Genomic DNA, 19,305 nt, shown 5'->3' with positions numbered 1-19,305 from the left:
TTCGGGACATCAGACGTCGCGAAAGTGGCTTTCGCGACACGCCATCTTCGCCTGCCTCAGGCCAGCCAGGCGATGGCGCCGCCGATCGCCAGCAGCGCACCGATACCCAGCACCACGGCCAGGAACTTGACGCTCTTCCAGGTCGCGTAAACGCCGCCGAGCAGGAAGCCGCCGAGCGCGAACAGCAGCACGGCGATGGTCGAGTTACTCACGCCCGCCACCCTGCCACACCCCTCACCCGCCCGACCTCCCGGGTGCTCCCCGCAATTCGTCCTCTGGTTGCGGTAGTTGCACGCGCAAGGACCGCAACCAGAGGACGAAACGCGGCGGTTAGAGCACGCCCTTGGTCGAGGGGATCCCGCCGGCCCGAGGGTCCGGCTCGGTCGCGGCACGCAGAGCGCGGGCGACGGCCTTGTACTCGGCCTCGGCGATGTGGTGCGGATCCCGGCCGTGCAGCACGCGCACGTGCAACGCGATCTGCGCGTGGAACGACAGCGAGTCGAACACGTGTCGCGTCAGCACGAACGGGTAGTTCCCGCCGATGGTGAAGCTGGTGAACTGCTCAGGCTCGCCGAGGTGCACGCAGTACGGCCGCCCGGAGACGTCGATCGCGGCGTGCGCGAGGGTTTCGTCCATCGGGATCCAGGCGTCGCCGAAGCGGCGGATGCCGCTCTTGTCGCCGAGCGCCTGCCGCAGCGCCTGGCCGAGCACGATCGCGGTGTCCTCGACGGTGTGGTGTGCGTCGATGTGGACGTCACCGGTCGCCTGCACCTTGAGGTCGAGCGAGCCGTGCACCCCGAACGCGGTGAGCATGTGGTCGTAGAACGGGACACCGGTGTCGATCTCCACCTGTCCCGTGCCGTCCAGGTCGAGCTGGACCGAAATGGACGATTCCCTGGTGGCGCGGTCCACCTTGCCGACGCGACTCATCGCGGCACCTCCTTGCTGGCCTCGAGAAAGGCGTCATTCTCTTCCGGCGTCCCGATGGTCACCCGCAGGTGCCCTTCGATGCCGACGTCCCTGATCAGTACGCCGTTGTCCAAATAGGACTTCCAGGTCGCGGGCGCGTCCGCGAAGCGTCCGAAAAGGACGAAGTTCGCGTCGCTTGGAACCGGCGTGAATCCCAAGCCCAGCAGCGATTCCACCACACGGTCGCGTTCGGCCGCGAGTTTGGCGACCGACGCCAGGGTGGCGTCCGCGTGCCGCAGCGCCGCCCGCGCGGCGGCCTGTGTGAGCTTCGAGAGGTGATACGGCAGCCGCACCAGCTGCAAGGCGTCGACGATCGCGGGCGCGGCCGCGAGGTAACCGAGCCGCCCGCCCGCGAAGGCGAACGCCTTGCTCATCGTGCGCGACACGATGAGCTTCGCGGGGTGCTCCTCGATCAGCTCGATGGCGCTCGGCTGCGACGAGAACTCGGCGTACGCCTCGTCGACCACCACGATGCCCGGCGCCGCTTCGAGCAGCCCGCGCAGCTCGCCGAACGGGATCGACCCGCCCGTCGGATTGTTCGGGCTGGTCACGAACACGATGTCCGGACGGCGTTCCCGCACCAGCGCGGCCGCCTTCTCGGTGTCGAGCGTGAAATCGGCGCGGCGCGGCACCGGCAGCCAGTCGGTGCGGGTACCCGCCGAGATGATCGGGTGCATCGAGTACGACGGCTCGAACCCCAGCGCGGACCGGCCGGGACCACCGAAGGCCTGCAAGATCTGTTGCAGGATCTCGTTGGACCCGTTGGCGGCCCACACGTTCGACTCCGACACCAGCACGCCGGTGGACACCGCGAGATAGTCCGCGAGGTCCTGCCGCAGCGCGACGGCGTCACGATCCGGGTACCGGTGCAGCGAAGCGGCCTCGGCACGGACGGCCTCGGCGACGTCCGCGACCAGCGCGTCCGGCGGCGGGTACGGGTTTTCGTTGGTGTTGAGCCGGATCGGCACGTCGAGCTGCGGCGCGCCGTACGGGGTCTTGCCTCGCAGATCCTCCCGCAGCGGGAGCGCGTCGAGGGTGATCTCCTCGCCGATGGTCATGCCCGCTCCCCCTCGAACCGCGCCGTGATGGCCTCACCGTGCGCGGGCAGGTCTTCGGCGTTGGCCAGTGCGACGACGCGGCCGGCGATCTCACGCAGGGCGTCCTCGCTGTAGTCGACGACGTGCACGCCCTTGAGGAAGCTCTGCACCGAAAGCCCGGACGAGTGCCGCGCGAATCCGCCGGTGGGCAGGACGTGGTTCGACCCGGCGCAGTAGTCGCCGAGCGAGACCGGCGCGTACGCCCCGACGAAGATCGCGCCCGCGTTGCGCACCCGGGCGGCCACCGCACGCGCGTCCGCGGTCTGGATCTCCAGGTGTTCCGCGGCGTACGCGTCGACAACGCGGAGCCCGTCGTCCACAGTGGACACGAGGATGATGCCGGACTGCTTGCCGCTCAAGGCCTCTGTCACTCGCTCGGCGTGTTTGGTCGCGGTCACCCGCCCGGACAGTTCCTTGTCCACCGCGTCCGCGAGTTCCTCGGACGTGGTGACCAGCACGCTCGCGGCGAGCGGGTCGTGCTCGGCCTGGCTGATCAGGTCGGCGGCGACGTGCACCGGGTCGGCGGTCCCGTCGGCGAGGATCGCGATCTCGGTCGGGCCTGCCTCGGAGTCGATGCCGATGATGCCGCGCAGCAGCCGCTTGGCCGCGGTGAGGTAGATGTTGCCGGGTCCGGTGACGATGTCGACCGGCTCCAGCGTCGCGCCGTCGGTGTCGGTGCCGCCGTACGCGAGCAGCGCGACGGCCTGCGCGCCGCCGACGGCCCACACCTCGTCGACGCCGAGCAGTTCGGCGGCGGCCAGGATCGTCGGGTGCGGGAGGCCGCCGAACGCGGCCTGCGGCGGCGAGCACAGCACGAGCGTGCCGACACCGGCGATCTGCGCCGGGACGACGTTCATCACCACGGTCGAGGGGTACACCGCGAGCCCGCCCGGCGCGTACAGGCCGACGCGCTCCACCGGGATCCAGCGTTCGGTGACGGTGCCGCCGTCGACGACGTCGGTGGTGACGTCCTGGCGGCGCTGATCGCCGTGGACCTTCCTGGCGCGGAGGATGGACTCCTCCAGTGCCTCGCGGACGGCCGGGTCCAGGTTCGCGAGCGCGCTCGTCAACTCGGTGGCGGCGACACGCACACCGCCGGGGCGGACCTTGTCGAACCTCTCGGTGTACTCGAGAACCGCCTCGACGCCGCGGTCGCGGACCGCCTCGACCACCGGCCGTACGTGATGCAGCGCCGCGTCCACGTCGTACTCGGCACGCGGAAGCGTGCTCCTGAGTTCGGCAACGGACGGGACCTGTCCACGCAGGTCGGTACGGTTCAGCATGGCTCAAGGGTACGAGGTGGCCGGATCGCGCCGAGCAGGCACACTGGGGTGGTGACCAGCGATCCCACGATGAGGGAGGCCGCCGTGCCGCGAATCGGGTTGTGCCAGCTCACGGCGGCGGAGGATCCCGATACGAACCTGAAGCTGATTCGCGAAGGCGTGGTCGCCGCGGCGGCCGACGGCGCGCGGATCGTGGTCTTCCCCGAAGCGACGATGGCGCGCTTCGGTGTCCCGTTGAAACCACTCGCACAACCTTTGGACGGACCATGGGCGTCCACTGTGGCGTCGATCGCGGACGAGCACGGGGTCGTGATCGTCGCGGGCATGTTCACGCCATCACCCGACGGTCGCGTCAGCAACACGCTGCTCGTCACCGGCGGCGGCCATCACCTCGGTTACGACAAGATCCATCTGTACGACGCGTTCGGGTTCGCCGAGTCCGACACGGTCGCGCCCGGAACCGCGCCGGTGACCTTCGAGGTCGACGGGGTCACCTTCGGCGTCGTGACCTGTTACGACATCCGTTTCCCCGAGCTATTCCGGAAGCTGGCCGACGACGGCGCCGACATCGTCCTCGTGCCGACGTCCTGGGGCGCGGGCGAGGGCAAACGCGAACAGTGGGAGGTCCTGGTGCGCGCCCGCGCGCTCGACTCCGGCTGCTGGGTCCTCGGCTGCGGGCAGGCCGATCCGGTCGCGAGCGGGACACAGGTGAACCCGAAGGCGCCGACCGGGATCGGCTACTCGACGGTGTCCGACGGCTTCGGCCGCGTTCACGCCCGGCTGGGCGCCGGACCGGAGACCGTGGTCGTCGACGTGGATCCGGCGGTCAGCGGGAAGGCGCGGGCGGCGACGGGGGCTCTGGCGAACCGTCGCCTCTAGCGTCCACGGAGCGCTCGAAGAACGATTCGAGCACCCCGATCCTCTGCGTCCCGGTGACGCCCGGCGTGCGCCTGGACGCCGCGGGCCGGGTCTGGGCGGCCGCGCACGACGGGCTGCACTGTCTCGCGCCGGACGGGACGCGGATCGGGAAGCTGCGGGTGAACTTCTCGGGGCCGAGGTAAGGCTGGCAGCGCAGCTGGTCTCAGCCGCCCCCGGCCACAACGTAAGTACCTGAAGGCCAGGCCGGTGACGTGGTGAAGCGCTAGCGCAGCAGCCCTTCGCGGATCGCCACCCGCACGAATCCGGCCCGCCGCCGCTCCCCGGTCTTGTCCCGGATCCGGTCGAGATAGGACCGCACCGTCCGCACGCTGATGTTCAGGATCTCCGCGACGTCGACGTCCCGTTCACCGGCCGCGACCAGCCGCAGGACCTGCTTTTCCCGTTCGGACAGCACGATCTTGGGCCCGGCGTGGCGGTCTTCGCTGTCCTGGATGATCATTCCGGCCAGCGTCGGCGACACGTACGCGTTGTCGTCCGCGATGGTGCGGATGGCGCGCAGGAGTTCGTCGCCGTCGACGTCCTTGGACAGGAAGCCCTTCGCGCCGGCCTGCATGGCGCCCAGCACCTCGGGCTGTTCGGCGTGTGCGGACACCACGAGCACCTTGTGCCCCATCTGCCCCACTTCGAGCACCGCGGCGGCGTCCTGGACACCGCGCAGCTTGAGGTCGAGGACGACGACACTGCCCGCGGGCTGTTCCTGGACGGCGAACCGGGCGACGGAGTCGGCGACGGCGCCCAGCTCGATGTCCGGCGCTTCGGTGAGCACACGCGCGACGGCGTCCCGGTACAAAGGATGATCTTCGATCACCCCGACGTTGATCGGTGTGGTGCGTTTCGGCTGCTGCTCGTCTGCGTTCACCGGCGTCCTTCGAATCCGCCCGCGTCGTCGCGGGGCGCGACCGGCCGAGACGGACCGGGCACCTCCGGCGGAGACGCGAGCCCGAGCTGGATGGCCTTGCGGACCAGACCGGCCCGCCTTCTCTCTCCGAGTTTGTCACGGATCCGGTCCAGATAACCGCGGACCGTCCGGACTCCGATACCCAGGATGCGGGCGATGTCGACGTCGCGTTCGCCCGCCGCGACCAGCCGCAGGACCTGCTTTTCCCGCGCCGAAAGCGCGACGTCCGGGGCAGGCACGGGGCGGTCGGCGTTGTCCTTGATGATCATTCCGGCCACCACCGCGGAAACGTAGGCCCGGCCTTGCGCGACCGTCCTGATCGCGATCAGCAGTTCGTCGACGTCGACGTCCTTGGACAGGAATCCCTTCGCGCCGGCGGCGATCGCGCCGAGCACCTGTTCGGACTCCGCCTGCGCGGACACCACGAGAACGTGATGCCCCAATTCGCACACCTGGAGCACGGCCGCCGCCCCGGCGATCCCCGGCAGGCCGAGATCGAGCAGCACGACGCTGCCGGGCGGCTGCGGGTGAACATGGAACCGGGCGACCGAATCGACCACCGCGCCCAGTTCGATCCCCTCGGCCTCGGTGAGGACCCGGACGACAGCGTGCCGGTACAACGGATGGTCCTCGATCACCGCGACGTCGACCCGATCGGTCTCCGGCCTGTCTTCAGTCATCTGCACGTTCCCGCTCACCCCGTCCCACCCGCCGCGGACACCGCACGTCCGGCCTGCGCCGGATCCAGCGCGGGCCCTCGCGGCACCAGTGCCAGCAACCCATTCGGAACCGGTTGCCGTTCGGCTTGGCCGTAACCGAGGGAAGCGAGTGCCTCAGTGCTCGCCACCGGGTACTTCAAGCCCGTGTCGGTCACGACGTAAACCGTGCCGGAACCGGATTCCGTCACCACCGCGCCTCCTGACGGAGGCACGAAAACCGCGTCGGCGACCAGCGCGTCCGTCCGCGCCGTCACCGGGATCGCCTTCGCACCTTGCGGCAACGGGACCTGTGCGGAGATAACAATTCGAGAACCCTGGGCGCATAGCGTCACGGACTGTCCGGTAACGGGCGCTTTTCGCGGGATCCGGTCCGGATACTCCGCGGGATCGGCCCCGCCCGTCCTCGCCGTGCCCACCTTCGGCACCGCGGCGACTTCGGCCGCGCGCACCGCGACAGGGGCCGGGACGCCGGTGTAGGCGTCCGCGTTCTGCGGCGTGTTGATCAGCAGGCTCGCCTCGGTCTGGCCGATCGGCTCGAGCCCTTCGGGGTGGACGAGGTAGTACGACGTCGCGTCGTCGGGGGACGCCATCGCGTCGATGACGCCGAGTACCGAACCGACCTTCGTCGTGGTGCCGCCGACCTTCGGGCCGGGCCGTCCGGCGTCCTCGACCGCGCGGTAGGCCAGATCGCGTCCGGCGGCGACGGTGCCGATCCACCGGGAGGACACCGCGATCGGCTGGTAGGTGTCGAACTGCAACGCCGCGGCCGCTTCCGGGGTGAGCTTGTAGCGGCGCCCCGCCGTCACGAGGTAGCGCCCGCCTTCCGGGACCCGGACCACGACGGCCTGGTCCTTCGGCAGGTCGACCCCGGCGGCGGGCGCGCCGAGGAGCACCGTCGTCTCCGGTTCGGCCGACGCGGGCGCGTCCTGGGTCGTGCGCGAGCAACTCGTCCACGGGGTCTTCAGCAGCACGGCGGCCGCGGGCAGGGAATCGGGGGCGCCGGGGATGCCGATCTGCGAACCACGGGGGGCCTTCGCGAGCTTGTCCGAAGGGACGGTCACGGTGGCCTCGCCGTTGCCGCCCGCCATCAGCCGCGCGGAAGCGTAATTGAGCACCGGATGCAGCGCGCCGTCCTGGCCGAGGACGTACCGGGCGCCGGTGCCCTCCTCGACGATGACCTTGCCGCCCGCCAGCCAGTCCTTACCGCCGGAGGGATTCAGCAGGCCGATCACGCCGAAGACCGCGGTGACCAGCAACGCCACGCCGAGACCGCACAGGGTTCCGATCACCAGCCTTCTGCTGGGGGCGACCGGATGGTTGGCGTCCGCCGAGACCAGTGCCGAAACCAGCCTCCTGCGAAGGAATTGGTAGGCCTGGATCTGGTCCCGCTGCGTCCACACGCTCCCGTACCCCGCCGTTCGTACCCACCCGTCCGAAGGTCCATCACGTTAGGTTCCGTCAAGGCTCGCGGTGAGGGTAATTTTTACGCCCCTCCCCCGCGTCGGACGGGATTACCGTCGGGCGCGTGCACGGAGGAGGGGAATTCCTTGTCGGTTGAAGCCCCGGCGGTGGCCACCCCACGCCAGGCCCCGGAACACGGCACCGCGGGCGCGGCGCCACTGCCCTGGCTGCTGCCGATCCGCCCGTTGCAAGCGGCGCTCTGGGAGATCGCCGGGATCGCGATCCTGCTGGCCTTCGCCGTCGACGGGATCCCCCAGTCCGCGCGGATCACCATCACGGCCGTGGCGGCGGTCCTCGTCCTGACGACGTCGGTCCGCTTCGCCGGGCGCCATGTCGCGGGCTGGCTGCTCACCTGGGCCGGATTCCGGCTGAAGCGTCGCGACAAACGTGAGGTCCCCGATCCGCTGCACCGGCTCGCCGGTCCCGTCCGGGTCCGCCAGCACGTCGACCGCGCGGGCAACCGCTTCGGCGTCGCCGAGGTCGGTGACGGCTGGAGCGCCATCGTGCGGCTGACCAGGGGCGCCGTCGCACCCGATCCGGACACTTTGGTCGCCATCCTGCGCGAGGCCTACGCGAGCACCGGGATCCCGTTGTCCAGCGCGCAACTGCTGACCTGGACCGTCCCCAATGGACAGTCATTGATCCGGGTCCGCTGGCTCGCCGTGCGGTACCGGCCGGAGGACGCGCCGATCGCGGCACTCGCCCGCGGCGGCGGAGAACTCGGCGCGCTGCGGAGCACCGCCTGCGCGGCGCTGTCGCTGATGGGCGCGCTGGCCGAAGCCGGATTCGAGAGCACCGTGCTCGAAGCCGTTGAGGTGGCCGAAGAACTCCGCGTCGCGCTCGGCAGTGGCCAGGACGCCCCGGTGAACGGCTGGCGTTCCTGGGACTGGGGCGGCGCTTCGCAGGTTTGCTACCGGCCGCGGTCGGAGCGGAATCTCGCGCGGACGCTGGATCTTCACGTTCCCGGCTCGGCGTTCACCGCGACTTCGTACACGCTGCACCGCACCCCTGGCGGGCGCGAGAAGTCCGAGGTGACCATCCGGGTCGGCGGACGGCCGGGGGCGGAAACGGCGCGGCCCGCGGGGATCGCGGTGACCCCGCTGCACGGACGGCACGCGGCGGCGGTCCGGCGGACCCTGCCGCTGGCGCTGGAGGACTGAGGGGACAGTCCGTGAAGGACTCCTTTCCTCTCTGAGGGTAGGGAAGGAGTCCTTCACGGACACGTAAATCACTCACGCAATTCGTCCTCTGGTTGCGGTACTTACGTGGTGCAAGTACCGCAACTAGAGGACGAATTGCGTGAGGGGGCTAGCCCCGGACGGCCTCGTAGACACCGGCGATCATGCCGACGAACGGGATCAGCGACAGCAGCACCAGGAACTCGACGATGTCGAGAGTCCTCGCCCAGTAAGGGGAACGGCGTCCCTTCGCGACCCGCGTCGCATAAGTGAGGCAGACGCCCGCCGCGACGACGACGGCGCAGCCCGCGCCGAACACGAACGAACGCGGTCCGTCCGCGGCGAGCCAGAAACCGGCCGACGCCAAGGCAGCCGCGCCGAAACCGACGAGCACGAGCCGTTGCGAACGACCGGCGAACGCGCGCGAACGCGACATCAGCGCCAGCCCCAGCAACGCGCACAGGCCCGCTTCCCATGCCCCGCCGGACGACGCCAGTACGACACACGCGGAGACCACGGTGAGCCCGAGCGCGACGAGCAGCCCGGTCAGCAACGCCTGCGCGTACGTCGTCCCGCCGACCATGTCCTCACCCAGCGACGGGTCCTCGTCGGCGCGGAACGCGTCCATGTCGTCCGGGACCCGGGGCAGCGGCAGCCTGCCGAGCCGCAGCGCCATCATCGGCGCCACCGCGGCCAGCGCCGTCGCCACGACGGCGACCACGGCAGCCGCCGAGACCGGGCGGACTTCGGCCAGCAGGACGATGGCGGTGGTGATCGCGCCGAGGCCGGCGGCGACGGTGACCGCGACGAACCACGGCAGCCGGTCCGCCACCGAAACGGCCGCGATCACGCCGTACACGGTCACCACGGCGAGCCCGGCGGCCAGCGGTCCGGCCGACAGCGAGAACAGCGGATGCGGCGGCAGGATCGACATCCCCGCCAGCAACGCCGCGCCGACCCCGGCGAGCGCACCGGCGGCACCGGCTTCCGCGTCGCCGTACGCGCGGCTCAGCGCGCCGCCGCCCAGCACGAGGACCAGCGCGAGCAGCCCGGTCCCGATCGGCGCCAGCACACTGCCCGACGCGGCCGCCTGCACCAGCAGGCCACCGGCGAGCAGCAGGACCACCGCCGCGACAATGCCCGCCTTGCGCGCCACCGTCGGTCCCCACCGGCCGGTGCCCGACTCGGCGACGCTGGCGATCGAATCGACGACGTCGTCGAACAGCAGCGGACCCCGCGGGCGTTCCCGCGGGGTCAGGTGCAGTACCTCTCCGTCGCGCACTTGCGCCGCGGCGACGGTGAGGCCGAGTGCGAGCGGAGCGCCGCCGAGCCGCGACAGCACCCAGCCCGGATGCTCGGCCGACGCCTGTCCGGACGCGCCCGCGAGCCGGACCAGCTGCGGGACGAGCTCGGCGAACGTGCTCTGCTGCGGCAGCGCCACATCGACCCGCGCCCGCGGTGTCACCACCGTGACGCGCCGGGTGGAGCCGGCGATCGCGGCCGTCATGCTTCGATCGACTTGGCGGACTCGATGACCGGGGCGAACTTGGCGCTGCTGGCCTCGGCCAGCTTCTGCAACCCGTTGTTGACCGCCTCCAGCACGATCTCCGACAGGTTGCGCGCGTCGTACTGGCGCACCGCGCGCGGGTCGATGTCGATCGAGGTGAACCGGCCGTCACCGCGCAGCACGACGGTGACCTCGTTCTGCCGCGAGTGCGCCTTGACCTCCATCGCCTCGACCGAACGCTGGATGCGCTGCACCTCTTCGGTCTGCTTGCGGACCTGGTCCAGCAACTCGTCCATGTCCGGCATGGCGTAGGGGTCCGTGGTCACGAGTTTTCTCCTTCATCTGCGGTGAAATCCCGCCGGACGTGGACGCTCGCCACGAACCTGCGGAAGTCGTCGCCGAGCCGGCGTGCCGTCTCGGACGTTGCGGTGCAGGCGATCTGGAGGATCAGCCGGTCGGCCGGGCTCGCGCCGGGCACGGTCAGCTGCACCTGCGTCTGCACGAGTTCCTGCCCCTCTCCGGTGCGGATGCGCAGCAGCTGCGTCACGCCAGGGGCGGCCTCGCTGCCGATCACCTTGCGCTGGACCACTTCGAGCGCGGCCATGGACCGGCCGAGGCGTTCGACGGCCTCGTCGGCGATCTCGGTGATCCGCGCCGGGTCCGGCCGCTGCCCGACGCTCAGGGTGATGTTGGGGGTGAACTCCCCGTCCGGCACGGAGTGCACGGCCACGAACACCGCGCCCTCGGCGCCGACGGACGACGGCTCGACCGGCACCCAGCCATCGGGGATGTCGAAGCCGAGCGGGAGGGAAACCCGGTCTTGCGTCATCGTTTCGCTCATCCCTGTCACCACGTGCCCACGGAGGAGATCGCGTCGTCCCAAGCCTCGCCGACGGCGTCCGCGGCCTGGCCCGCCGCCCCGCTCACCGCGTCGACGGCGGCGCCACCGTACTCGCCGACCGTGTCCGCGATCTTCGGCAGGTCGATGTCGATCTTCGCGCCGAGCCCGGCGCCGAGACCGAGTGCGACGCCCGCCTTGAAGTTGACCTTGATGTGCCCGGCGTCGTAGACGGCCTGGCCGTCGAGCTGCGCGCCGAGTCCATATTGGAGGGTCCCGCTCGCGCCGACGCCCACCCCGGCCACGTCCGCCGCTAGCTCGCCTTCGAGCTTACCGCCGACGAAAGCGTTGGCGTGCACGCCGACACCGTGCGCGCCCGCCTGGAGCGAACCGTTCACCTCGCCGCCGACGAACGCGGTTCCCTTGGCGCTGCCCGAAGCGACGCCCCATTCCTTCCTGCCTTCGAGTTCTTCCTTGAACGCGGCAAGTTCGGCGTGCCCGGACGCCTTGAGATCCCAGCCCTGCGAGGAGACCTTGGCGTCCCACCCCGGGATGAAACCGTCCTGCTCCTGCTTCCACTTGGCATAGGTGATCTCGGTGCTGTTCCAGGCCTTGTCACGCAGGCCTTCCGGCTTCGGCCTGCCGAACGGGGTGTCACCGGCTCGCGGGGCGCGCGTGCCTTCGAGACCGTCCCAGGTGAGCTTCTTCCAGCCGGAGTTGCCGAACCAGGAAGGATGCGAGCGCGGGCGCTTGCGGCCGTCGAGCGCTTCACCGTTGAGCCAGTACAACGGGCCGCGTCCCCATTTGCCGAGTTCGTGCTCGATCCGGCCTGCGCCCTCCGGCGGGAACAGCCGCGCGAGTTCTTCGCTCAGCTCGTCGGCGATCTCCTGTGCCGCCTGCGCGGCGCGTTCGCCGAGCTGGCGGGCGGCGGAGATGAACGCGTTGACCGCGTTCGCGTTCGCCGTGCGCGCCTGGCTGGTCAGTTGCGCGGCGTACTGGTCGAACTGGGCGAGGATCGAGTCCACACAGGACTTCGCGCCCCGCAAGGCCTGCGCGCCCGCTCGCAGCCGGTTCGACTGGTCGCTCAGTTCGGCGCCGAGCTCGGCGAGTTCCTGGCTCAGATTCGCCGCGGCCGTGGCGAACGCGGTGTAGGCGTCACCCTCCCAGGACGCGTTGAGCGCCTTCGCCGCCTTGGCGATCTCGTCCGCCCGGCCCGAAACCGTCGAAGCCCGCTCACCGCACCGCCGGCCCGCCGCGTTCAGTGCCGAGGGGTCACCGGTGACCCGCCGCTGGTACTCGACCACGAGCCGCCGGTAATTCGACAAAATCGAGCTGACGACGCCCGACGCGTCGACCACACCGCTCCCCGACACGGCTACCTGCCCTTCGCCGGTGAGTCAGCTCCTGAATCGATGTCGATGTGCTGTTCGAAGTGCTTGCCGCCGTAGTTCATGTCGATGTCGATGTCGATGTCCTGACCACCCGGCGCCTGCACGGTGGAGCGGCCGGTGCTCAGGTCGGTGGTGATGGTGACGGTGTTCCTGTTGCCCGCGACCGCCCCGGGAAGGGAACCGGTGCCGCCCGCGCCGCCGCCCGACGGTCTGTCGATCGGGATCCAGGAGTCCGCGCCGCCCGGCCAGTTGCCCTGGGAACCGTTGCCGCCCAAAGCGGGCGGCCGATACTGGGTGAACGGCGGTGTCTCCCCCGGCGTCGTCCCACTGGAACCGCCGGAACCACTGCCACCACCGGAGCCGCCGACAACGGCCTGCCCCGCGCCGCTGGCGACCGAACCCGGCGCCTGCGGGTTGGTGACCGGGGTACCGGAGATGGCCGCGTTGCCCGCCGAACCGTTGCCGGAATCGCTGTGCCCGAACAGTTTCTGGACCTCGCCGATGATGGTGGCGATCTGGGTGATCTGGTTCGCGAGGTCGACGACGCCGAGCGCCTTCAGCAGCGCGCCGATCGCGGTGATGAACGCGCGCAGCGAAGCACTGGTGGCGGTGGAAAGCGCGACGGCGGCTCCGTAGGTCCACGGATTCGACATCAGGCCCGCGACCGTGGGGTTCACCGCGGAGACCACCGCTTTGTAGGCCGTCTGGGCGGTTTTGATCAGCGTCCCGGCCATGCCGAGCAGCTCCGCGCCCTTCTGCACGACCTGGACGATCTTGGTCAGCGAGTTCAAGGAGTCCGTGATCTTCTTCATCGCGGAGTCCGACGCGCCACCGGACCAGATCTTCTTCAGCTGCTCGGCGGCCTTCGTCACCTCGTTGTACATGGTGAGGAACTCGTTGGCCTTCTTGAGCACTTCGAGCACGTGCTTCGCGATCTGCTCCGGCTGACCGGTGAGGATCTGCGGCAGGATGGTGATCGGCCCGCCCGAGGACGCCGTCGCGTCCATCGCGCTGGAATTCGGGTATGTCAGCATGTCGCTCCTCAGGCCGGAAGTCAGACGGAAGCCGGGCGGTAGACGCTGACCTTCGCCAGGCCGTTGATTTCCGCTTCGACGAGTCCGTGGTTGTAGAGCTGCCCGCCTTCTCCGGCGATGGCGATGATCGGCTTGCTGTCGGAGAACAGGAGCGGTTCGACCACGACGACGTCGCCGCTGTGCACCCCGCCCGGCACGTCGCCGAAGTTGCGCGCGGTACCGGCGTAGACCTCGATGACGCCGACCCGCGCCTGGTTGTCGGCGTCACCGGCCAGCCAGTCGTTGAAATCCGAAACGCCCTGGAACCGCGCGTCGGTGATCGGGTGGTCGCCGAGCTGCCCCAACCGCGCGTCGCCCAGGTAGCGCAGCACATTGCCGACCGACGAAGGCTCGCCGTTGCTCCCGGCGCTGTCGTTGATGGCCAGCGTCGCCAGCTCGGACGCGTGCGAGTTCCCCCAGATCGACGACGAGCCGGAGCCCGCCGCGCCGCCGCCGGGGCGGCCGCCGTATCCGCCCGCGACCGCCTCGTCGGCGGCCTGGTACGCGTCCGCGCTGCTCTTGATGAAGCCGTTGATCTGCTGCAGCAGTTGCAGGAGGGTGCGGACCGCGACCACCTGCTGGCTCTGCATCGCCGTGTTGGCCGCCGCCACCGCGCTGCCGAACGTGGCGAACGACATCGGCTGCAGGACGGTGCGTTCGAGGTCGGCGACGACGTTGATGCCCTGCATGATGATGCCGCCCAGATTCCCGACCGCCGAGCGCATGGCCTCGGGCTCCGCCCGGTACTCGCCCGTGCCGACCATGGTTCTCCTTCTCTCGTTCCCCCACGTCTGCGTGACCAGCAGCGTAAGTTCGCCACCAGACGTGAGCGGACGGCAAAAGTACCCACCGCAAGGGCGGCACGAGTGGCCAGAATGATCGGCAGGATTACCCACAAGCGGCCAGAAAGACCCTGATGAGCGCCACTCGCGACCGCCTGCCGGCCCTGGGCGAGCAGCCCGGTGAAATCGTGTTGCAGTCCCCGCCGATGCTGCCCAAGGGCTCCTCCGGCGGAGCCATGCAGCTGCTGATGTTCATGCCGATGATGCTGGGCATGGGCGCCATGTCGTTCGTCTACATCGGACGCGACGGCGGGGTGATGACCTATATCTTCGGCGCGTTGTTCCTCACCGCGATGGCGGGCATGGTCGTGATGTCGCTCGGGCGTGGTGGCGCGGCGAAGAAGGCGCAGATCAACGAGGAGCGCCGGGACTACCAGCGCTATCTGACCGGTTTGCGCGGCCAGGTCCGGGAGATCGCGGACAACCAGCGCGCGGCCATGGCGGCGTTGCAGCCCGATCCCGCGGATCTGTGGGCGTACATCGAGACAGGGAGGTTGTGGGACCGTCGCCGGTCCGATTCACAGTTCGGGCAGGTGCGGGTCGGGACGGGGCCGCAACGGCTCGCGACGCCGTTGAAAGCGCCGCAAACCGTGCCGCTGGAAGACCTCGACCCGGTGTGCTCGACGAACCTCAAGCACTTCATCCGGACCTATTCGACGGTCGACGGTCTCCCGGTCGCGGTCTCGCTGCGGTCGTTCGCGCAGGTCACGCTGTCCGGCCGCCGTCCGGACACGCTCGGGACCGCGCGGGCGATGCTGACCCAGCTCGCGACCTTCCATTCGCCAGGTGATCTGCGGATCGCGCTGTGCGTGAAGAACGACCGGCTGCACGACTGGGAATGGGCGAAATGGCTGCCGCACGTGGCCTCCACCGCCGTCGACGCGGCCGGTCCGCGGCGGCTCGTCGACGCCGACTCCGGAAAGCTCGCCGACCTTCTCGGCCCCGATCTCGGCGACCGGCCCGCCTTCAGCAGGCGGCCGGAATCCCGGCTGGATTCGCCGCATGTCGTCGTGATCGTGGACGGCGGGCACACCCTCGGCGACACGCGGCTCGTCGCGGAGGAGGGCAGGCTCGGCGTCACCGTCGTGGAGGTCGGCGCGGAGCGGCCGCGGTCGGTGTCGTCCGAACGGTTGCTGAGCCTGCACATGAGCCCGGAGCAGCTGGGGATGGTCGTGGGTGACGGGGCCGAGCAGCGGCTCGGTTTCCTCGGCACCCCGGACACTTTGGACCGCGGGGCCGCCGAAGCGCTGGCCAGGATGCTGACGCCGCTGTTCCAGGGCGCGGCCGTGGTCAGCGAGGCGCCGATGTCGGCGACGTTCGGGCTGGCCGGGCTGCTCGGCATCGGCGACCCGCGCGAGACCGACACAGCGGTCACCTGGGCGCCGCGTTCGGCACGCGACCGGCTGCGGATCCCGCTGGGCATCAACCCCGAGGGCCGGCCTGTCGACCTGGACCTCAAGGAGTCGGCGGAAGGCGGGATGGGCCCGCACGGGTTGGTCATCGGCGCGACCGGTTCCGGTAAGAGCGAACTGCTGCGGACGCTGGTCACCGCGCTCGCCGTCACCCATTCGTCGGAAAAGCTCAACCTCGCGCTGATCGACTTCAAGGGTGGTGCGACCTTCGCCGGGATGACCGGGCTGCCGCATACCTGCGCCGTCATCACCAACCTGTCCGACGATCTCGCGCTGGTCGACCGCATGGCGGACGCGCTCAACGGCGAACTGTTGCGGCGTCAGGAGCTGCTGCACGCGGCCGGGAACTACGCGTCGGTGCGGGACTACGAAAAGGCCAGGGAATCGGGCGTCAGCCTGCGGCCGATGCCGTCGCTGCTGGTGATCATCGACGAATTCAGCGAGCTGCTGTCATCGCGGCCGGAGTTCATCGACCTGTTCGTGGCGATCGGGCGGCTGGGGCGGAGCCTCGGGATCCATCTGCTGCTGGCGTCGCAGCGGCTGGAGGAGGGGCGGCTGCGCGGGCTGGACTCGCATCTGTCGTACCGCATCGGCCTGCGGACGTTCTCCGCGTCGGAGAGCCGCGCGGTGCTCGGTGTCGCGGACGCCTACCAGCTTCCGCCCGTGCCGGGCTCGGCGTATCTGAAGTCCGACAACGACACCCTCATCCGGCTCAAGGCCGCGTACGTCTCGGGCGAGTTGCCGCCGCGCAGCAAGATCGTGCGCAAGGACGGCCGGAGTCTCGGGCTGATGCCGTTCACGCTGGCGCCGGTGGAGATCCCGGTGACCGTCGAGGCGGAAGAACCGGTCGAAAAGGGCACCGGCGAGACGATCATCGGCGCGATGCTCTCGCGGCTCGAAGGCAAAGGCCCGGAGGCGCACCAGATCTGGCTGCCACCGCTGGCCGAACCACCCACGCTGGACCAGTTGCTGCCGCCGCTCGGCGAAGACCCCGAACGCGGTCTGTGCCCGCTGGGCTGGGGCGGCAACGGCAAGCTGATGATCCCGGTCGCCTTGGTGGACAAGCCGTTCGAGCAGCGGCGCGACATGCTGTGGGCCGATTTCTCCGGTGCCGCCGGGCACGCGCTGATCGTCGGGGCGCCGCAGAGCGGCAAGAGCACGCTGATGCGCGACATCGCCGCGATGCTCGCCCTCACGCACACTCCGGCGGAGGTCCAGCTGTTCGTGCTGGACATGGGTGGTGGCGCGCTGGCGCCGATCGCCGGGTTGCCGCACGTTTCCGGCTACGCGACGCGGCGCGACGCCCAGCGCTGCCGACGGGTCGTCGCGGAACTGACGACCCTGCTCGAACAGCGGGAGGAGTTCTTCTCCGCCAGCGGGATCGAGTCGATCACCACGTTCCGCCAGCGGCGCGCGGAGTTCCAGGAGAGCACGGAAGGCCGCGAATTCGGCGACGTCTTCCTGTTCGTGGACAACTGGACGACGATCCGGCAGGAATACGAACAGCTCGAGGAACAGATCACCAGCCTGGCGTCACGCGGGCTCGGGTTCGGGATCCACGTCGTCGTCTCGATCAACCAGTGGATGGGCATGCGGGCGCCGTTGCGCGACGCCATCGGCACCAAGTTCGAACTGCGGCTGGGTGAACCGGCGGACTCGCTGATCGACCGCAAGATCGCGCAGAACGTCCCGGCGGACAAGCCGGGGCGCGGGCTGACGGCGGACAAACTGCACTTCCTCGCGGCGCTCCCCCGGATCGACTCGGATCAGCGCCCGGACACCGTCGGCGCCGGCGGGCTGGATCTGAACCGGCGGATTTCCGCGGCGTGGAAGGGAAAGCCCGCGCCCGCGGTGCGCCTGCTCCCGTCCGAAGTGCCGTTGGACTCGCTGGAAGCCGGGCCGCGCAAGCAGGTCACGCTCGGTATCGCGGAATCGAATCTGCGGCCGGTATACCTCGATTTCGCCACCGAACCGCACTTCCTCGCCTTCGGCGATGTGGAATCCGGCAAGAGTTCGCTGCTGCGCGCGATCGCGCAAGGCATCGTCGCGAAGTACTCGCCCACCGAGGCCGCGATCATCGTCGCCGACTACCGGCGAGGGATGCTCGGCGCGGTGCCGGAGTCGCATCTGCTGGGCTACGCCGGTTCCGAGACCGCGCTGACCGGGCTGATCGAACAGTGCCAGCAGGCCATGCGGAACCGGCTTCCCGGCGCGGACGTCACGCCGGACCAGTTACGCAACCGGTCGTGGTGGCGGGGACCGGAGCTGTTCGTGCTCGTCGACGACTACGAAATGGTCGCGACCGTCGGCCGGAACCCACTGCAACCGTTGCTGGAGTTCCTGCCGCAGGCACGGGACATCGGCCTGCACCTCGTCGTCGCGCGCGGGAGCGGCGGTGCCGGCCGTTCGCTGTTCGAGCCGGTGCTGCAACGGATTCGCGAGCTGGGCTCGCCGGGGATCGTGATGTCCGGCTCGCGGGACGAGGGCGCGCTGCTCGGAGACGTGAAGCCGGGACCTCAGCCCGCTGGACGGGGTGTGCTGGTTTCGCGGCGGCATGGGACGGGGCTCGTTCAGGTGGCTTGGACCAAGCCCGTGGAGGACTGATTCTTCAGCTGGTCAAGCGGGCGCGCAGAGCGGCGAGTTCGGTATCGGAAAGACCGTTGTCGAGGAGGAAACCGGGCATCTTCAAGGCCGTGATCGTCGAGGTCAGCGACGCCTCGATGGTGGTGTCGCGGGCGGCGAGGAGTTCGTTCACAGCGGTGAGCTGGTCACGGAAACCGAGTTCGTCATACCGTCGCTTCATGCGGTCGAAGGTCAGCAGATAGTCGGCGATGATCTCGTCCGGCGCCGCTCCGGCCAGCGTGAGCACCACGAGGGCCAGCAGCCCGGTCCGGTCCTTGCCACCGGCACAATGGAACACCACGCACCCCGGTGCGGCGTTGGCGATCGCCCGCACGGCGGTGATCACCGGCTCGGGGTGGTTAACGAGCATCGCCGGGTAGTACAGCGGCGAGCCCAAGCCGTCGATCTTTTCCACCGCTCGTAGAACGGTGTGCCGACCGGATCCTGCGGGGCGTACACGGTCGTGATTCCCGGTGGTCTCGGCGCGCGCTCCGGCTCGCGCTCGTCGGTATCGCGCAGATCGATCACGGTGCGGACCCTGTGCGCCCAGGCCGCCGCCCACCCGTCCTCGCTCAAGCGCGTCGGCGCCTCCATCCGGACCACCGCACGCGGTCTGACCTGCCCCAGTCCGCCCAGGTCACGAACATTGACGCACCCGTCCCAAGAAAGCTCTCTGCCATCGGTCACAGTCACAAGACGCGTCACCCCCGCACTCGGTTGGCACCACTTCGCGTGACGTCATCAAAACAACGTCACTTGGGATCGGGCCGCGAGATGAACCGCCATAAGCAGTTCACCATGGCGAACGGGCATGCCGGTCTATTTTTGCGATCCTCACTCATTCTGAGAACACGAGTGGGTTGCCGCGCCGATACTTGCCAAGGGAGCCGACCTGTCCGGATATTCGCAGGACGAACTCGACGACAGGCCGCGGCAGACGCTGGGATGGCTTAAGCCGATCGAAGCGTTCAGCAACGTATTGCCAGGCTAGAGGTGGTGCACTCACCACTTGAAATCACCAACCACCTCCGATTGCTGTCGAACGCGTGTTCGAGTATGATCATGGGCATGACCAC

Annotated in this window: 18 protein-coding genes and 1 pseudogene; 4 read left to right on the top strand and 15 right to left on the bottom strand. The window is 69.6% G+C overall.

Annotated features, from left to right (window positions below; genetic code table 11):
• Positions 1-56 precede the first annotated feature (56 nt).
• The 4 genes from BS329_RS44050 to hisD form a co-directional block, all read right to left on the bottom strand.
• Positions 57-212, bottom strand: coding sequence for a hypothetical protein (locus tag BS329_RS44050; protein WP_167480061.1), 156 nt, complete (start codon positions 210-212; stop codon positions 57-59).
• Between the two features lie 118 nt (positions 213-330).
• On the bottom strand, positions 331-930 hold the full coding sequence (gene hisB / locus BS329_RS39125) for an imidazoleglycerol-phosphate dehydratase HisB (RefSeq protein ID WP_076168348.1): 600 nt from the start codon (positions 928-930) through the stop codon (positions 331-333).
• Positions 927-2,027 carry a histidinol-phosphate transaminase gene (locus BS329_RS39120; RefSeq protein ID WP_076168346.1) on the bottom strand — a complete coding sequence of 367 codons (1,101 nt, stop codon included), beginning with the start codon at positions 2,025-2,027 and terminating at the stop codon, positions 927-929. The genes hisB and BS329_RS39120 overlap by 4 nt, the downstream gene beginning before the upstream one ends.
• Entirely contained in the window at positions 2,024-3,349 is a 1,326-nt protein-coding gene (hisD, locus tag BS329_RS39115; protein ID WP_076168344.1) for a histidinol dehydrogenase, read from the bottom strand. The genes BS329_RS39120 and hisD overlap by 4 nt, the downstream gene beginning before the upstream one ends.
• Positions 3,350-3,433: 84 nt before the next feature.
• Here hisD and BS329_RS39110 point away from each other — a divergent pair, with 84 nt between their 5' ends.
• On the top strand, positions 3,434-4,228 hold the full coding sequence (locus tag BS329_RS39110) for a carbon-nitrogen hydrolase family protein (RefSeq protein ID WP_076168352.1): 795 nt from the start codon (positions 3,434-3,436) through the stop codon (positions 4,226-4,228).
• 62 nt (positions 4,229-4,290) lie between these two features.
• Positions 4,291-4,389: pseudogene (locus BS329_RS43160) on the top strand (SMP-30/gluconolactonase/LRE family protein); the annotation flags it as partial.
• A 101-nt stretch (positions 4,390-4,490) separates the two neighbouring features.
• On the opposite strand, the gene BS329_RS39100 reads toward BS329_RS43160, so the two are convergent.
• Genes BS329_RS39100 through eccB form a run of 3 tightly spaced genes read right to left on the bottom strand, consistent with a single transcriptional unit; the run spans position 4,491 to position 7,305 of the window.
• Positions 4,491-5,147 (bottom strand): response regulator, encoded by a 657-nt coding sequence (locus tag BS329_RS39100; protein WP_076168343.1) that lies wholly within the window; start codon positions 5,145-5,147, stop codon positions 4,491-4,493.
• A complete protein-coding gene (locus BS329_RS39095) occupies positions 5,144-5,866 on the bottom strand; it encodes a response regulator transcription factor (RefSeq protein ID WP_244197464.1) in 723 nt (240 codons plus the stop codon). The genes BS329_RS39100 and BS329_RS39095 overlap by 4 nt, the downstream gene beginning before the upstream one ends.
• A gap of 14 nt (positions 5,867-5,880) precedes the next feature.
• Positions 5,881-7,305: a type VII secretion protein EccB gene (eccB, locus tag BS329_RS39090; RefSeq protein ID WP_076168340.1), complete on the bottom strand. Its 1,425-nt coding sequence runs from the start codon at positions 7,303-7,305 to the stop codon at positions 5,881-5,883.
• 147 nt (positions 7,306-7,452) lie between these two features.
• On the opposite strand from eccB, the gene BS329_RS39085 reads away from it, so the two are divergent.
• Entirely contained in the window at positions 7,453-8,526 is a 1,074-nt protein-coding gene (locus tag BS329_RS39085; RefSeq protein ID WP_425266396.1) for a type VII secretion protein EccE, read from the top strand.
• 148 nt (positions 8,527-8,674) lie between these two features.
• Here the strand turns inward: BS329_RS39085 and eccD are convergent, their stop codons facing one another.
• The 6 genes from eccD to BS329_RS39055 are packed head-to-tail and all read right to left on the bottom strand — an operon-like array spanning position 8,675 to position 14,117.
• Entirely contained in the window at positions 8,675-10,051 is a 1,377-nt protein-coding gene (gene eccD / locus BS329_RS39080) for a type VII secretion integral membrane protein EccD (RefSeq protein WP_076168337.1), read from the bottom strand.
• Entirely contained in the window at positions 10,048-10,377 is a 330-nt protein-coding gene (locus BS329_RS39075) for a YbaB/EbfC family nucleoid-associated protein (RefSeq protein WP_016336001.1), read from the bottom strand. Before BS329_RS39075 ends, eccD begins: the two co-directional genes overlap by 4 nt.
• Positions 10,374-10,892 (bottom strand): hypothetical protein, encoded by a 519-nt coding sequence (locus tag BS329_RS39070; RefSeq protein ID WP_143253415.1) that lies wholly within the window; start codon positions 10,890-10,892, stop codon positions 10,374-10,376. Before BS329_RS39070 ends, BS329_RS39075 begins: the two co-directional genes overlap by 4 nt.
• Positions 10,893-10,897: 5 nt before the next feature.
• On the bottom strand, positions 10,898-12,247 hold the full coding sequence (locus tag BS329_RS39065; RefSeq protein WP_084750776.1) for a WXG100 family type VII secretion target: 1,350 nt from the start codon (positions 12,245-12,247) through the stop codon (positions 10,898-10,900).
• A 17-nt stretch (positions 12,248-12,264) separates the two neighbouring features.
• Positions 12,265-13,314: a hypothetical protein gene (locus BS329_RS39060; RefSeq protein WP_076168334.1), complete on the bottom strand. Its 1,050-nt coding sequence runs from the start codon at positions 13,312-13,314 to the stop codon at positions 12,265-12,267.
• Between the two features lie 20 nt (positions 13,315-13,334).
• Positions 13,335-14,117, bottom strand: a complete 783-nt coding sequence (locus BS329_RS39055) for a WXG100 family type VII secretion target (protein WP_076168332.1) — start codon at positions 14,115-14,117, stop codon at positions 13,335-13,337.
• Positions 14,118-14,269: 152 nt separating this feature from the next.
• Here BS329_RS39055 and eccCa point away from each other — a divergent pair, with 152 nt between their 5' ends.
• A complete protein-coding gene (gene eccCa / locus BS329_RS39050) occupies positions 14,270-18,211 on the top strand; it encodes a type VII secretion protein EccCa (RefSeq protein WP_076168330.1) in 3,942 nt (1,313 codons plus the stop codon).
• A 4-nt stretch (positions 18,212-18,215) separates the two neighbouring features.
• On the opposite strand, the gene BS329_RS45325 is transcribed toward eccCa, so the two are convergent.
• Together BS329_RS45325 and BS329_RS45320 are read right to left on the bottom strand one after the other, a co-directional pair.
• The gene (locus BS329_RS45325) at positions 18,216-18,644 is read right to left on the bottom strand and encodes a tyrosine-protein phosphatase (protein ID WP_279628253.1); all 429 of its coding nucleotides are present in this window, start codon (positions 18,642-18,644) and stop codon (positions 18,216-18,218) included.
• Positions 18,572-18,916, bottom strand: coding sequence for a tyrosine-protein phosphatase (locus BS329_RS45320; protein WP_279628252.1), 345 nt, complete (start codon positions 18,914-18,916; stop codon positions 18,572-18,574). The genes BS329_RS45325 and BS329_RS45320 overlap by 73 nt, the downstream gene beginning before the upstream one ends.
• Between the last annotated feature and the right edge of the window lie 389 nt (positions 18,917-19,305).

Origin of the sequence: Amycolatopsis coloradensis (assembly GCF_001953865.1) — a bacterium.
GTDB classification, from domain to species: Bacteria; Actinomycetota; Actinomycetes; order Mycobacteriales; family Pseudonocardiaceae; genus Amycolatopsis; species Amycolatopsis coloradensis.
Note: the sequence above shows the minus strand (reverse complement) of the source record. Positions and strands in the feature narration are given on the sequence as shown.

Bases quoted from the DNA above. Each gene is read 5' to 3' on its own strand.
- hisD (WP_076168344.1), bottom strand. From the start codon at position 3,349: ATGCTGAACCGTACCGACCTGCGTGGACAGGTCCCGTCCGTTGCCGAA.
- BS329_RS39060 (WP_076168334.1), bottom strand. From the start codon at position 13,314: ATGCTGACATACCCGAATTCCAGCGCGATGGACGCGACGGCGTCCTCG.
- BS329_RS39055 (WP_076168332.1), bottom strand. From the start codon at position 14,117: ATGGTCGGCACGGGCGAGTACCGGGCGGAGCCCGAGGCCATGCGCTCG.
- eccCa (WP_076168330.1), top strand. From the start codon at position 14,270: ATGAGCGCCACTCGCGACCGCCTGCCGGCCCTGGGCGAGCAGCCCGGT.
- eccD (WP_076168337.1), bottom strand. From the start codon at position 10,051: ATGACGGCCGCGATCGCCGGCTCCACCCGGCGCGTCACGGTGGTGACA.
- BS329_RS39095 (WP_244197464.1), bottom strand. From the start codon at position 5,866: ATGACTGAAGACAGGCCGGAGACCGATCGGGTCGACGTCGCGGTGATC.
- BS329_RS39070 (WP_143253415.1), bottom strand. From the start codon at position 10,892: ATGAGCGAAACGATGACGCAAGACCGGGTTTCCCTCCCGCTCGGCTTC.
- hisB (WP_076168348.1), bottom strand. From the start codon at position 930: ATGAGTCGCGTCGGCAAGGTGGACCGCGCCACCAGGGAATCGTCCATT.
- BS329_RS39120 (WP_076168346.1), bottom strand. From the start codon at position 2,027: ATGACCATCGGCGAGGAGATCACCCTCGACGCGCTCCCGCTGCGGGAG.